Annotated in this window: 11 protein-coding genes; 4 read left to right on the top strand and 7 right to left on the bottom strand. The window is 65.4% G+C overall.

Annotated elements, in window-relative coordinates:
* The first annotated feature begins 182 nt into the window (after positions 1-182).
* Together JQT59_RS05170 and mddA are read left to right on the top strand one after the other, a co-directional pair.
* A complete protein-coding gene (locus JQT59_RS05170; protein WP_213575095.1) occupies positions 183-3,443 on the top strand; it encodes a protein kinase domain-containing protein in 3,261 nt (1,086 codons plus the stop codon).
* Positions 3,444-3,578: 135 nt separating this feature from the next.
* Entirely contained in the window at positions 3,579-4,361 is a 783-nt protein-coding gene (gene mddA / locus JQT59_RS05165) for a methanethiol S-methyltransferase (RefSeq protein WP_213575093.1), read from the top strand.
* A 36-nt stretch (positions 4,362-4,397) separates the two neighbouring features.
* Here the strand turns inward: mddA and JQT59_RS05160 are convergent, their stop codons facing one another.
* From JQT59_RS05160 to JQT59_RS05140, 5 genes are all read right to left on the bottom strand, one after another.
* Positions 4,398-5,204 (bottom strand): ABC transporter ATP-binding protein, encoded by an 807-nt coding sequence (locus JQT59_RS05160; RefSeq protein WP_213575091.1) that lies wholly within the window; start codon positions 5,202-5,204, stop codon positions 4,398-4,400.
* A 97-nt stretch (positions 5,205-5,301) separates the two neighbouring features.
* Positions 5,302-6,078 carry an enoyl-CoA hydratase gene (locus JQT59_RS05155; protein ID WP_213575089.1) on the bottom strand — a complete coding sequence of 259 codons (777 nt, stop codon included), beginning with the start codon at positions 6,076-6,078 and terminating at the stop codon, positions 5,302-5,304.
* Entirely contained in the window at positions 6,075-6,989 is a 915-nt protein-coding gene (gene mmsB, locus JQT59_RS05150; protein WP_213575087.1) for a 3-hydroxyisobutyrate dehydrogenase, read from the bottom strand. The genes JQT59_RS05155 and mmsB overlap by 4 nt, the downstream gene beginning before the upstream one ends.
* Positions 6,986-8,104, bottom strand: a complete 1,119-nt coding sequence (locus JQT59_RS05145) for an enoyl-CoA hydratase/isomerase family protein (protein WP_213575085.1) — start codon at positions 8,102-8,104, stop codon at positions 6,986-6,988. The genes mmsB and JQT59_RS05145 overlap by 4 nt, the downstream gene beginning before the upstream one ends.
* Entirely contained in the window at positions 8,101-9,264 is a 1,164-nt protein-coding gene (locus JQT59_RS05140) for an isobutyryl-CoA dehydrogenase (RefSeq protein ID WP_213575083.1), read from the bottom strand. Before JQT59_RS05140 ends, JQT59_RS05145 begins: the two co-directional genes overlap by 4 nt.
* A 225-nt stretch (positions 9,265-9,489) precedes the next feature.
* Between JQT59_RS05140 and JQT59_RS05135 the strand changes: the two genes are divergently transcribed.
* Together JQT59_RS05135 and JQT59_RS05130 are read left to right on the top strand one after the other, a co-directional pair.
* Positions 9,490-10,032, top strand: coding sequence for a MarR family winged helix-turn-helix transcriptional regulator (locus tag JQT59_RS05135; protein WP_249354136.1), 543 nt, complete (start codon positions 9,490-9,492; stop codon positions 10,030-10,032).
* Complete coding sequence (locus JQT59_RS05130) at positions 10,019-11,044, top strand: LysR family transcriptional regulator (protein WP_213575079.1); 1,026 nt, start codon at positions 10,019-10,021, stop codon at positions 11,042-11,044. Before JQT59_RS05135 ends, JQT59_RS05130 begins: the two co-directional genes overlap by 14 nt.
* 97 nt (positions 11,045-11,141) lie before the next feature.
* Here JQT59_RS05130 and JQT59_RS05125 read toward each other — a convergent pair whose 3' ends face one another.
* Positions 11,142-12,356: a CaiB/BaiF CoA transferase family protein gene (locus tag JQT59_RS05125; protein WP_213575077.1), complete on the bottom strand. Its 1,215-nt coding sequence runs from the start codon at positions 12,354-12,356 to the stop codon at positions 11,142-11,144.
* A 36-nt stretch (positions 12,357-12,392) separates the two neighbouring features.
* Positions 12,393-13,895: an aldehyde dehydrogenase family protein gene (locus tag JQT59_RS05120; protein ID WP_213575075.1), complete on the bottom strand. Its 1,503-nt coding sequence runs from the start codon at positions 13,893-13,895 to the stop codon at positions 12,393-12,395.
* Between the last annotated feature and the right edge of the window lie 362 nt (positions 13,896-14,257).

Here is a 14,257-nt window from a genome sequence, read left to right as displayed (position 1 = left end):
GACTCGCGCCCTGTGCACTCGGCGCGCCGGCCGCCCTGGAGTAGGCGAGTGCGCCCGCGTCGATCGACCGGCCTGATGTTGCGGTGTCGGATTCGACCGCGGTGAGGCCGCCTGGCGATATCCTTAGGTGCTACTCGAGAGGTTCTCGGGCAGTTCGACGTGCACCATGAAGAGATGTGTCGATGAACAACGAGGATCCTTTCGCGACCCAACGCGACGTGTCCGGTGCGGTCACGGCGGAACTCGCGGCGGCGGGGTTCGAGGATGCTGTCGAGATCGGTCGTGGCGGGTTCGGGATCGTGTACCGGTGCACGCAGGCGTCGCTCGAACGTTCGGTGGCTGTCAAGGTCCTGACTGCGGATCTCGACGAGGAGAACCGGGAACGGTTCATGCGAGAGCAGCGGGCGGCGGGCCGGTTGACCGGTCATCCCAACATCGTCAACATTCTCCATGCCGACGTCACCGACAACGGTCGCCCCTTCATTGTGATGCCCTACTGTGCCCGGGGCTCTGCCGACGCCCGAATCCGGCGCCACGGCCCGCTTCCGCTGGCCGATGTGCTCCGGCTCGGGGTGAAGATGGCCGGTGCCTTGGACGCCGCGCACAAGGTCGGCATCCTCCATCGCGACATCAAGCCCGCGAACATACTGCTCACCGATTACGGTGAGCCGGCATTGACGGATTTCGGCATCGCACACATCACCGGCGGGTTCGAGACGACCACCGGGGTCGTCACCGGGTCACCGGCGTTCATCGCCCCCGAAGTCGTAGCCGGACGCCCGCCGAGCACATCCGCGGACGTGTACGGGCTCGGCGCCACCCTGTTCGCGGCGCTCACCGGCCATGCCGCGTTCGAACGCCGCAGCGGGGAGCACCTGATGGCACACTTCGTGCGGATCACATCCGAGCCGGTACCGGACCCCCGCGAGCACGGCGTTCCCGAGGACGTCAGTGCAATCATCGAACAGACCATGGCCAGTGATCCCGAGACGCGCCCGTCTGCCGCGGAGCTGAGTCAACATCTGCGCGAAGCCCAGTTACGGCATGGATTCGCGGTCGACGAGATCGCTCTGCACACCACCGAGTCGGGAGCCGCGACCGATGCCCCTCCCGGGAAAGGTGCGTGGCCTGAACCGTCGTGGTCGGCCGATTCGGGGCGCGGGGGTCAACTCCCCCTGGAGTTGACCAGTTTCGTCGACCGACACACAGAGTTGACCGAGGCGAGGAACGCGTTGTCGAACGCGCGGCTGCTGACCCTGACCGGCACCGGTGGGGTCGGAAAGACCCGTCTGGCACTTCGTATAGCCGGCAAGGTGCGCCGGAACTTCGCCGACGGCACCACCCTTGTGGAGCTCGGGGAGTTGCGTGACGAGTTGCTGTTGGCGGGGGTGGTAGCGAACGCGCTGGGATTGCGCGACCAATCGGCGCGACCCATACGCGAGGTGCTTGTCGAATTCCTCGCCGGGCGAGAGCAGCTGCTGATTCTGGATAATTGCGAGCAGCTGGTGTCCGCGGTCGCCAAGCTCACCGAGACCCTGCTTCGCACGTGCCCGCGACTGCAGATTCTCGCCACCAGTCGCGAACCACTCGGCATCAGCGGGGAAGCGGTGCTGCTTGTGCCACCGCTCGGCGTCCCGAATCCCGACGACCTACCGCGCGGGATGGCGGGCAACGATGCGATCACGCTGTTCGCCGAACGCGGAGCCGCCGCGGCCCCTGGATTCGAGGTCACCGAGGAGAACAGGGTCACCATCGCTCGGATCTGCCAGCGATTGGACGGGCTCCCGTTACCGATCGAGCTTGCCGCCGCACGGTTGCGGGCAATGACGCCGGAACAAATACTGCAACGCTTGACCGACCGGTACGTACTGTTGACCCAGGGCAGCCGGGACGCGCCGTCGAGACAGCAAACACTACGGATGTGCATCGACTGGAGTTACGACCTGTGCACACCGGCGGAGCAGCGGCTGTGGTCGCAGCTGTCGGTTTTCGCCGGTAGTTTCGACCTCGACGCCGCCGAACAAATCTGCGACGCAGATCTGCCCGCGCAGGAAATACTCGACACGGTGACCTACCTCGTCGACAAGTCGATCCTGATGAGGGAGCCGGCCGGTGCCGAGATGCGGTTTCGCATGCTCGAGACCGTGCGCGATTACGGCCGAGAAAAAGCGCAGGAGAGCGGCGAGCATGCCGAACTGCGTCAGCGACACCGAGACTGGTGTGAACGCCTGGTGCTCGACATGGAATCGCAATGGATCAGCTCCCGCGAGCTTGCGTTGATCACCACACTCGTGCGCGAGCACCCGAATCTTCGGGACGCATTGGAATCCTGTGTCTCCGAAAGCCCAGCCTCCGGGCTCCGGATCGTTGCCGCACTGTACCCGTTCTGGCTTTCCCGGGGTCTGCTCTCCGAAGGCAGGCGGTGGCTCGACCGGCTTCTCGCCCATACACCGGCCGGGCCGACCGTCGATTACGCCAAGGCGCTCTACATCGGCAGCATGATGACTGGCGTCCAGGGCGACCTGCAGGCGGCGGCCGCCCTGATGAACGCGGCACAGGCGCTTGCCTCTTCGACACTCGACCCGTTGGCACGCGCACACACCGACAGTGCACTCGGCTACTCGGCCCTGTTCGGTGGACAACCTCTCGACGCACGTACTTATCTCGAGAAGGCTGTCCGAACCTACGCCGGACGTAACGATGTCGTCGAGGTTATAGCGCTCATCGGCCTCGGCCTGGCCGACGAGTTTCTCGGGGATACCGAACACGCCATCGAATGCTACGAGCGCGTTCTGGCGATTACCGATGCACGGGGTGAATCGGTGTTTCGGTCGTATTGCTTGTGGGGGCTGGCGGTCGCGGTATGGCGACGCGGGGAGCGTGAACGAGCGGTCGGACTACTCGAACAGGCACTGCAAGCCGACCTCGAGGTGAACGACCGGTTCAACGCCAGCTTGAGCCTGCAGGCGCTGGCATGGATCGCCGCCGAAGACCAGAACGCGCGGCGCGCGGTCGTACTGCTGGGAGCCTCAGAGAAGCTCAGCCGCTCCGTGGGAAGTCCAATCGTCGTCTTGCCCAATATGAGTGAGTACCAAGAAGAGTGCGAGCGAACGACCCGACACGCCCTGAGCAAAGAGGCTTACGCGGCCGCACATCGGGACGGGACCGGCTTGAGTTTCGACGCCGCAGTCGCCTACACGTTAGGTAAGCAGCATCCGACTGAATCTCAGCCCGCGGCTCCTGCCGCACACCTGACGAAGCGCGAGCGGGAGGTCGCCGAACTGATCGCCGAGGGACTGACAAATAAAGAGATCGCCACCCGGTTGGTGATCTCCCCGCGCACCGCTCAAGGCCACGTTGAACATATTCTGACCAAGTTGGAGTTCACCTCACGCACACAGATCGCGGCATGGGTTGTCGAACAACGCAGAGAGAATCTTTGAGCGCAATCCAAGATTCCGCGCGTCTTCAGACGTCCGCAGGGGTGCAGTGACTTTCACCCCAGGGTTCCTTGTTCCACTCCTCGCCCAATCGGAGACTTCGGTGCGTCGGAAAAATCCAGCGATCGGAGAAACACCATGGCCGAGATGGTCGAAAAGCCGCGGGCGCCGCACACGCGGGGAGTCGCCCGAACCCTGATCACCGCCTACGGAATGGTGGTCTACGCCATATTCCTGATCGTGTTCGTGTATGCGATCGGATGGGTCGAGGGCCTCGTCGTGCCTCACACGATCGACGATGGTCCGGGCGCTTCCGTCGTGGTCGCCGTGGTCATCGACCTGGTGCTATTGACTGTCTTCGCCATGCAGCATTCGGTGATGGCCAGGCCCTGGTTCAAGCGACGCTGGACGAGGATCGTCCCGCAGCCGATGGAGCGCTCGACATACGTATTGTTCGCCACGGCGGCGCTGGCGCTGCTGATGTGGCAGTGGCGTCCGCTGCCCGAGCTGATCTGGAACGTCGAGACCACCTGGGTCCGAATTGCACTGTATGCCGTGTCGCTCGGCGGATGGGCGCTCGTGCTGGCGGCGACGTTCGCTATCGACCACTTCGATCTATTCGGGCTGCGTCAGGTACTTCGGAATCAGAGCGGTAAGTCGGCTCTTCCCAGTGACTTTCGGACGCCGATGCTGTACCGGGTGATCCGGCACCCGCTGTACGCGGGTTTCGTGATCGCGTTCTGGGTGGCGCCGACGATGTCCTGGGGCCGATTGTTGTTCGCTGTCGGGACCACCGGGTTCATTCTGGTGGCGGTGCGCTTCGAGGAGCATGACCTGGTCGATACGTTCGGCGACGACTATCGCACCTACCAATCGCGGGTGCCGATGCTGGTCCCGCGGATCGGCTCTCGAGCGCGGTAGCGTCAGCGACGGCCGGCGCGGCGAAGTTCCACCCACTCAGCCGACGGTTACGGGAACCCGTGTCTGCGCCACCCAGCGTCCGTGCTCGTTGGAGATGGTGATGGAGTGGTCGAAGCAGTCGCTGATGTTGGCGGTCGTGAGGACGTCCGATACCGGGCCCTGCGCGACGATGACACCTTCCCGCACGAGAACGGCATGTGTGGTCGTGGTGGGGATTTCCTCGAGGTGGTGCGTGACGAGAATGCTGGCGCGGTCGGGGTCCTGGGCGCGCAGATCGTCGAGCGAAGTCAGAAGCTGTTCGCGCGCCGCAAGATCGAGGCCCGTCGCCGGCTCGTCGAGCAGCAACAGTTCGGGTTCGGCCATGAGGGCGCGGGCGATCAGGGCGCGGCCACGCTCACCCTGGGAGAGGGTCGGCCACAGCAGATTCAACCGTGACCCCATCCCGAGGGCGTGGACGAGTTCCTCCGCGCGGACAACCTGCGCGTCGGTCGGTGCCCACCGCGGAGGGAACTCGGGGGTGTTGGTCAGGCCGGTGAGGACGACGTCTCGCACGGTCAGCGGCGCCCGGACCACATGGCGCGGATTTACGTGACCGATGTGCGCTCGCAATTCCCGCATGTCGACCCGGCCCAGTCGGTGACCCAGAACGTGGACGGTACCGGCCGTGGGGTGCGCGGTCGCTCCGAGCAGCGAGAGCAACGTGCTCTTACCGGCACCATTTGCGCCCAACAGAACCCAGTGTTCGCCGCGCCGGACCTGCAGTGTGACGTCGCGCAGGAGGAACCTACCGTCACGGACCAGGTCGACGGATTCGACCCTCACGACGGGAACGGAATTCTCCATTAGCTGTCACCTTTCCAAAACATAGGCGCTCCGCGCCCGTGAGTGGTTAACGAGTCTAGACACTCGCGGACCACGCACGGGCGGCGGAGCCGCCTCACTAGCGGTGTTTGAAGACCGGTGGGCGTTTTTCGACGAAGGCCGCCATCCCTTCCTTCTGATCTTCGGTGGCGAAGGTGGAGTGGAAGACTCGTCGTTCGAAGCGGACGCCTTCGGTGAGGGTGGTTTCGAAGGACCGGTTGACGGCTTCTTTCGCCATCATCGCGACCGGTAGCGACATTTCGGCGATGGTGGTCGCGGTCTGCAGGGCCTCGTCGAGTAGGTCCGCGGCGGGGACGATCCGGGAGACCAGTCCGGCGCGTTCGGCCTCCTCGGCGTCCATGTTCCGGCCGGTCAGGCACAATTCCATGGCCTTCGCCTTACCCACCGCCCGGGTCAGGCGCTGCGAGCCGCCGATCCCGGGGATGACCCCGAGCTTGATCTCCGGTTGCCCGAACTTCGCGGTGTCGGCGGCGATCAGGATGTCGCAGAGCATCGCCAACTCGCACCCACCGCCGAGTGCGTACCCGGCGACCGCGGCGATCGTGGGGGTGCGGGCCGCCGCCACTTTGTCCCAGGCGGAGAAGAAGTCGTCGAGGTAGACGTCCATGTACGACTTGGGTTGCATCTCCTTGATGTCGGCGCCGGCGGCGAAGGCCCGATCGGAACCGGTGATCAGGATGGCCCCGATCTCCGCATCCTTGTCGAGTTCCTCGACCGCGGCGACGACCTCACCCATCAGCTGCGAGTTCAGGGCGTTGAGCGCTTTCGGACGGTTGAGGGTGATGATCCCGACCCGGCCCTTGCGGTCGAGCAGGATGGTCTCGAAGTCGGTCACTGGTTCCCCCCGGTCGGAGCGATGGCGGTGGTTGAGCGGTCGCGGATGTCGTTGACGATGGCCGAGAAGTCCTCGCCGCCGTGCCCGGCGGCGTGGAACCGGCTGTAGAGTTCGGCGGCCCGCAGCCCGAGGTCGGCCTCGACATTGTTGGTGGTCAGCGCGTTCGCGGCGAGACCGAGGTCCTTGTCCATCAACGCGGCCGCGAAGCCCGGCTGGTAGTCGTTGTTGGCCGGGCTGGTCGGTACCGGTCCGGGCACCGGGCAGTTGGTGGTCAGCGCCCAGCACTGCCCCGACGCGTTGGACGCGACGTCGAACAGGGCCTGGTGACTGAGCCCGAGTTTCTCGCCGAGGACGAACGCCTCGCTGACCGCGATCATCGACACCCCCAGAATCATGTTGTTGCAGATCTTCGCGGCCTGCCCGTTTCCGGGGTTTCCGCAGTGGACGACCTTCTTGCCCATCACCTCGAGCAGCGGCTTCGCGGCCTCGAAGTCCTCGTCGCTGCCGCCGACCATGAACGCGAGGGTGCCCGCGGCCGCGCCCATGACCCCACCGGAGACGGGGGCGTCGACCGAACGGTGCCCGGCGGTGACCGCCTCCTCGTGCGCGGCCCGGGCGTCCGCGACGTCGATAGTGGAGGAATCGATGAACAGGGTGCCCGGCTTCGCGGCCGGCAAAATTTCCTGGTACAGGCCGAGGACGAGCTTGCCGTTCGGCAGCATCGTGATCACCACCTCCGCCTCACGCACGGCGTCGACGGCCGACTCGGCGACGGTGACACCGTCTTTGGTGGCCTGCTCGAGGGCGGCGGGCGCGAGGTCGAAACCGACCACCGTGTGCCCGGCCTTGACGAGGTTGGCCGCCATCGGACCACCCATGTGGCCGAGTCCCAGAAATCCGATCGTGCTCATTGTGCAGTCCCTCCTGGACGCGTGTCGCTGGTCGAAGCCGCTGCCGGGACGGCTGCGGTGGGTGGGGTGAGACCGAGTTCGAGGTCCCCGAGCGGGGCGAAGAACGCGTCGACCTGCTCGTCGGTCACCTCGGCGAGGGTGGCGGGCGACCACTGCGGGTTGCGGTCCTTCTCCACCACCTGCGCCCGGATGCCCTCGACCAGATCAGGGGAGCTCAGGCAAGCCACCGACACCCGGAACTCCTCGTTCAGGACTTCCTCGAGGCTGCCCGCCGCCCGGGCCCGGCGCAACGATTGCAGGGTGACCGCGCACGCGGTCGGCGACTTCGACAGGATCTGCTCGGCCGCCTTCTCCGCCTCCGGCACCCCACTGCCGCGCAGGCGGGCAACGATCTCGGGAACACTGCCCGCGGAGTAGGCGGCGTCGATCCACCCCTGCTGCGCCAACAACTCCGACACGGGAGCGGGTTCGGTGAACCGGGCGAGGGCGTCGTCGATCGAGGTCTGTGTGAGTGCCTCGATAAAGCTGTCGATCTTCGCCGAGGGGATGTAGTGGTCGGCGAAACCGCACGCGATCGCATCCCCGGCACTCAGCCGGGCGGTGGTCAACGCGATGTGGGTGCCCAACTCGCCCGGGGTGCGGGCCAGCAGGTAGGTGCCGCCCACGTCGGGGACGAACCCGATCCCGGTCTCAGGCATGCCGATCATCGACCGTTCGGTGACGACCCGGACGCTGCCGTGCGCGGAGACCCCGACGCCGCCGCCCATCACGATGCCGTCCATGATCGCCACATACGGCTTGGGGTAGTTCGCGATGGCCGCGTTCAGGATGTACTCGTCGCGCCAGAACTCCCGCGACCCGGTACCGCCCTCCTGGGCGTCGTGGTAGATCGACACGATGTCTCCACCCGCGCACAAACCCCGCTCACCGGCCCCGGTGAGCACCACCGCCCGCACCCGATCATCGTCGGACCACGCGGCCAACGCCGCCGCGATCTGCCGCACCATCGAGTGGTTGAGGGCGTTGATCGCCTTCGGCCGATTCAGCACAAGCCGGCCCACACCATCGCTGGTGCTGATCAGGACCTCGGGGGTCGTGGTGGTTGTCTCGCTCATGCCGCTCCTTGTTTTCCGTGTCCGGCGCCCGCGACGACGCTGCGGGCGATGACGACCCGCATGATCTCGTTGCTGCCCTCGAGGATCTGATGCACCCGCAGATCCCGGACGATCTTCTCGATGCCGTACTCGGCCAGATACCCGTAACCCCCGTGCAGTTGCAGCGCCTTGTTGGCCACCTCGAAACCGGTGTCGGTGGCGAACCGCTTCGCCATCGCACACAACTCCACCACCTCCGGTGCCCCCTCCTCCAACGCGGCCGCCGCCCGCCACAACAGGGTGCGGGCCGCCTCGAGTTCGGTGCGCATGTCGGCGAGCTGGAACTGCAACGCCTGCGAGTCGAGCAACGGCGCACCGAACGCCTTCCGGTCCGCCAGGTACGCGACCGCCTTCTCCAGCGCGGCCTGCCCACCACCGACCGAGCACGCCGCGATATTGAGCCGGCCCCCGTTCAAACCGGCCATCGCGATCCGGAACCCACCCCCCTCGCTGCCCAGGAGGTTCGCCGCCGGCACCCGCACGTCCTCGAAGATCACCTGCCGGGTCGGTTGAGCGTTCCAGCCCATCTTCACCTCGTTCGGCCCGAACGAGAGCCCCGCCGACTCCTTCGGAACGATGAACGCGGAAATCCCCTTCGGCCCACCCTCCCCGGTGCGGGCCATCACCACATACACATCCGACGTCCCCGCACCGGAGATGAACTGCTTGACCCCGTTCAGGACAAAAGAATCACCGTCGCGGACCGCCCGGGTGCTCAACGCCGCCGCATCCGACCCGGCACCCGGCTCGGTCAGGCAGTAACTACCCAACTGATCCATCGCACACAACCCCGGCACGAACTCGTGGCGCTGCTCCTCGGTGCCGAACCGGTCGATCATCCACGTGACCATGTTGTGGATGGAAATGTAGGCGGCGATCGACGGACACCCCCTCGCGAGCTGCTCGAAGATCCGGGCCGCGTCCACCCGGGTCAGCTCCGAGCCACCCACATCCTCCCGAATGTAGATCCCACCCATCCCCAACGACGCCGCCTTCCGCAGCACATCCACCGGGAAATGCTTGGTCTGATCCCACTCCACGGCATACGGCGCCAGATGCTCGGCCGCGAAGTCACGGGCCGTCTCACTGATCGCCCGCTCGTCATCGGTCAAGGTAAACATACGATTCGACCCTTTCAGATCGGAGAAGTTGGAAGTACTATAGTTGGACATCCACGAACATTGCTAGTCCTCGTCCGGCAAGGGCGGCGAAGAGCCGGATCCTCCGAGTGTGGGATGGGGAGTTGTCCCGGAGGTCGGAGTGCCAGGGCAATTGGTCTCATCTGGGTCGATTGCCTGCCACAGACGTGCAGTTCGTCGTCAAGCATTGGTGAAAAGGAGACCTTCGTGACCGCTACGAAACCGGCCGCAACAGAGCAATCCTGCTCTGAGGCAAAGGAAGTTTCGGGGACAGCACTGATCGCGGCGGTACTGCAGACGCAGAAACTGATCGTTCGCAAGCTTGATGCCACCCTCAGCCCGTTCAAGCTGTCTTTTCCCCGGTACGAGGTCCTGTCGTTGGTCGAAGCGGCACCGAACGGAGTCATGTCCACCGCGCTTCTGTGCCGGACCCTGGACCGGCATCCCACCACGATCACGTCCTTGATCGACGGCTTGGAGCGCACCGGGTTGGTCACCCGTTCGACCAATCCCGTCGACCGACGCGAGACTCTCGTAACCATCACCGATCGTGGGCGGGCTGCGGCGGTGTCGGCCGCACGGGTCGTCGACGATGTCTCCGCCGTGGATCCTGAAGTGCTGCGTCGTCTGAGCATCGACCTACACACGCTGCTTGTCGCAACTTCGCATACACAGGCGCGGCAAGGCACCGCGCCGTCGGCTCACACTGCCGAGAGCGTTCGGGGGAACGGCCACGATGACCAGCGCTGACGCCCACGACGGTCGGCACGAGCAGGCATCCGAGAAGGGCAATGCCGAGGCCGCCCCGCCGGTCACGATCGATGCGAGAGGCATTCGATCAGATGACCTTCGGTATTTGCTCGCGGTCGCGCGGAGCGGGCGCCGTCGATCGGCGGCAAAGGACCTGGGTGTCGACCACACCACTGTCTCGCGGCGCGTGAATGCACTGGAGAAGGCTCTGGGAGTTCGTCTGCTGCAGCGCAGCGCGGACGGCTGGGAATTGACCGACGTCGGGCGGTCCGTCGCCGAAAAGGCCCGGCTCATCGAGGAAGCAGTCCAGGAGACCGCGGATGTGGTCGCCGGTATCAGTGAAAATACGCTCCGAGGAACCATTCGCGTCACCGCACCGGACGGGTTCGGACCGATGTTCGTCGCCCCGGCCCTGGCTAAACTTCGCATGAACCACCCCAATCTCGTTGTGGAACTCATCACCGCGACAAGGCAACTGAATCTGCAACCGGCGGGATTCGATATTGCCGTCGCTGTCGGAACCCCGATCAGCAGTCGACTTGTCTCGGAACGTATCTGCCAATACTCGCTAGGCCTGTACGCCAGCGAACAATATCTACGTGATCACGGTGAACCCGCCACCATGGACGAGTTGACAGCCCATCCGCTGATCTTCTTCGTCGACTCCCTCTTGCAAGTGGGAGACCTCGACCTCGAGCGGCACCTGCCCGGAGTGACCGCTAAATTCATGTCCACCAACATCTTTGCGCACGTTTCGGCAACGCGCGCCGGCGGCGGCATCGGATTGCTTCCCGCTTTCATGGCCGACCAGCATCCCGACCTTCGCCGGGTGATGGCCGACCTGGTCGATGTCCGCCTCTCCTTCTCCATTGCGGCGCGCAGGGCAAGCCTGACAAATCCGGCCGTGCAAGCAGTTCGACGCGTACTCCAAGAAGAGATCCTCAGCCGCCGAAACGAATTACTCCCGGAACCGCGACACCCAAAGCCCGCAGGCCCCGACACCTCGCAGTGACGCGCGACCCCTCGTGATCGGCGCCATGGCGGGCGCCGTATGGACGACGTTGCAGGACACTGTCTCCTGCAACGCCGCCCACCGACTTCCGCATTTGTTACGCCCGCGTGGTGATCTCTGAGTCGAACTGGTCGACCAGACTGCCACTACCGATCCAGTCGAGGATTTGCTCGGTGTGCTGACCGAGAACCGGAGGGGGAGCGTGCTGAGTACGGACCAATGACTGTCCGTCCGCGGTTTCCATTCGCAGCGAGGGACCCGGCAATTGCACCGGCCCGACCACTGGGTGGTCGACCTCGAGGAGGAGTCCCTGGCTACGGGTTTGTTCCCATTCGTAGACCTCGTCGATGGTGCGGATCGATCCCGCAGGCACACCGGCTGTTTCGAGGGCGGCGAGAACTTCGGCCCTGGTGCGGTTGGTGAAGTCCGCTTCGATAGCGGCGATGAGCGTGTCGCGGTTGGCGACCCGGTCCCGGTTGACGGTGAATCGGGGGTCATCCGCCGACAGCCCGGCGACGGGAGCGAATTTCGCCCAGATCGCCTCGCTGCCGACCGCGATCTGCACGTATCCGTCGCCGCACCGGAAGCTGCCGTACGGTGCGATCTGGGGGTGGTGGTTGCCGGACCGTTGGGCGACCTGTCCGCCGACCGTCCACTTGGTGCCCTGGAAGGTGTGGGCACTGACCGCCGCGGCCAGCAGCGACGTGCGCACCACCATGCCCTTGCCGGTCTTTTCCCGGGATGCCAGCGCCGCTGACACCCCCGCGGTTCCGTGCACGCCGGCGAGCACGTCCGCGATCGGCACCCCGATTCGGGTGGGCTCGCCGTCCGGGGTACCGGTCACGGACATCAGGCCGGCCTCGCCCTGGGCGATCTGGTCGTAGCCGGCGCGGGATCCTTCCGGGCCGTCGTGGCCGAATCCGGTGATCGACAAGGTGATCAGCCGTGGATTGAGCTCCTCGAGCACGTCGGTCGGAAAGCCGAGGCGGTCGAACGCTCCGGGCCGGAGGTTCTCGATCAGCACGTCCGCTCGCCGGATCAGCCTGCGCAGCGCCTCCCGCCCGTCCTCGCTCTTGAGGTCGAGGACGATCGATTCCTTGTTCCGGTTCGCCGACATGAAGTACGACGACTGCGGGTCGTCTTGCGGCCCGACGAACGGCGGTCCCCAGGTGCGGGAGTCGTCGCCGGTGCCGGGGGCTTCGACCTTGATCACCCGGGCCCCGAGATCGCCGAGCATCATGGCGGCGATCGGGCCGGCAAGCGCACGGGAAAGGTCGAGCACGAGGATGTCGTTCAGTGGTCCGACAGTCATGGAATTCCGTTCAGTCCAGAGTAAGGAAGCGAGGGGTCAGAGTGTGCGCAGGCGCACGTTGACCTGCTTGGTCTGGGTGAAACCGGCGATCATGCCTTCGAGCGACACTTCGCGGCCCAGGCCACTCTGCTTGTAGCCGCCGTAGGACTGGCCCACCATCTGGCCGCCACCCTGGTTGACCTGCACCCACCCGGTTTCCAGCGCGTGGGCAGTGGACAGCGCCAAATCGAGATTGTGTGTCCAGACGTAGGCGGCGAGCCCGTAGTGCGAGTCGTTGGCCATCGCGACGACGTCGGCGTGATCGGTCCACGGGATGGCGACGAGGGCGGGACCGAAGATCTCCTCCCGGGACAGGCGCCAGGAGTTGTCGGCTCCGGAGAACACGGTGGGGCCCATGTAGTAGCCCTCGGATTTGCCGACCTTGTCGGGGGAGCCGTCGAGGACCGTCGAGACCTTGTTCGAGCTGAGGCCGTCGTCGAGGAAACCGCAGACCGACGCGAACTGGGCCTCGTTGATGATGGCGCCCATGTCCGTGGCCTCGTCCAACGGGTTGCCGACCTTCAGCCCGGCCAGGGTGGTGACGAGCCGGTCGAGGACGTTGTCGTAGATGTCCTGGTGCAGGAACAGTCGGGAGCCGGCGGTGCAGCTCTGGCCCTGCCTGTGTACGCGGGTCGAGAGCAGCAGCTGGTTGATGAAGTCGTCGTTGATATCGACGTCGGGGAAGACGATCGACGGATTCTTACCGCCCAGTTCGAGGGAGACGTGTGCGAGGCGGCCACCGGCTTCACGGGCGACGTGTCGCCCGACCTCGGTGGAGCCGGTGAAGGAAACCTTGTCGACGTCCGGGTGCTGGACCAGCGCCTCGCCGGCCACCGAGCCCTTTCCGGTGATGACGTTGAGGACACCGGCCGGCAGATGCTCGGCGCAGATCTCGGCGAGGAGCAGCACGCTCAGCGGGGCTGCTTCGGCGGCCTTGACCACGACGGTGTTGCCCGCGACGAGGGCAGCGGGGATTTTGAATCCGGCGATCATCAACGGGGAGTTCCAGGGCAGGATGCAGCCGATGACGCCGAGCGGCTCCTGGCGGGAGTACTGAAGCTGGTCATCCCCGGCGGGCAGAACCGTGCCCTTGATCTCGCCGGCGACACCGGCGAAGTAGCGGAACAGATTCGCGAGGGTCTGCACTTCGGGACGGGCCTGGGTGCGCAGCGCGTTTCCGGTGTCGAGGGCGGTCAGCCGCGCGAGCTCCTCGGCCCGGGCGTCGATGGCGTCGGCGATCTTCGACAGAATCCGGGCGCGGGCGGTGAAGTGCTGAGACTTCCAACGCGGGAAGGCCTTGTGGGCAGCACGGACGGCCCTGTCGACGTCCTCGGCGCTCGAGGTCGGGACACGGCCGATCACGTGCTTCCGCAGAATAGGAGTGGTTACCTCACTCCACTGACCGTCGAGAGCTTCCACCCACGCCCCGTCGACGAACATCGGGTAGTCGCGGGCTTCGGGAATCTGAAGGTCCGCGAGGGAGGTCTGGGTGGAAGTCATAGGGCGTCTCCTAGCTGTATCGTGCTCGGGCAGCATGAGCACGGCTCATGCGTCGGGCAGGACGTAAGTCAATGAATCGCCGTCGAAACTCCGATGGCGCTGGGTGATACATCCACGATGCGGTGCGAGTCCGCGCCGGTCAATCACCAGATCCGCTACCCGGGTGCGCAAAAATGCGCCACCACTGCGCGCGGCCCCCCACACATCCGCAGGTGCCCCGTCCGGTGTCCGCGAGCGGGCTGAGCGTCGCAAGCATCGGAACGGGTGCCGGAAACCGCACCTCGGTTTCTATCGGTGATGGGGCGTTTCTTCCGGAATGCATTTTTGCCGAGCGCGCAGTAACACCCGCCGCCGAATACTTA

The organism is Rhodococcus sp. USK13 (genome assembly GCF_018343855.1).
GTDB classification, from domain to species: Bacteria; Actinomycetota; Actinomycetes; order Mycobacteriales; family Mycobacteriaceae; genus Rhodococcus_F; species Rhodococcus_F oxybenzonivorans.
The sequence above is the reverse complement of the archived record's forward strand: the minus strand, read 5'-3'. Positions and strand labels throughout refer to the sequence as shown.

Coding starts and splice junctions, on each gene's coding strand:
- JQT59_RS05170 (WP_213575095.1), top strand. CDS start 183: ATGAACAACGAGGATCCTTTCGCGACCCAACGCGACGTGTCCGGTGCG.
- mddA (WP_213575093.1), top strand. CDS start 3,579: ATGGCCGAGATGGTCGAAAAGCCGCGGGCGCCGCACACGCGGGGAGTC.
- JQT59_RS05160 (WP_213575091.1), bottom strand. CDS start 5,204: ATGGAGAATTCCGTTCCCGTCGTGAGGGTCGAATCCGTCGACCTGGTC.
- mmsB (WP_213575087.1), bottom strand. CDS start 6,989: ATGAGCACGATCGGATTTCTGGGACTCGGCCACATGGGTGGTCCGATG.
- JQT59_RS05145 (WP_213575085.1), bottom strand. CDS start 8,104: ATGAGCGAGACAACCACCACGACCCCCGAGGTCCTGATCAGCACCAGC.
- JQT59_RS05140 (WP_213575083.1), bottom strand. CDS start 9,264: ATGTTTACCTTGACCGATGACGAGCGGGCGATCAGTGAGACGGCCCGT.
- JQT59_RS05130 (WP_213575079.1), top strand. CDS start 10,019: ATGACCAGCGCTGACGCCCACGACGGTCGGCACGAGCAGGCATCCGAG.
- JQT59_RS05125 (WP_213575077.1), bottom strand. CDS start 12,356: ATGACTGTCGGACCACTGAACGACATCCTCGTGCTCGACCTTTCCCGT.
- JQT59_RS05120 (WP_213575075.1), bottom strand. CDS start 13,895: ATGACTTCCACCCAGACCTCCCTCGCGGACCTTCAGATTCCCGAAGCC.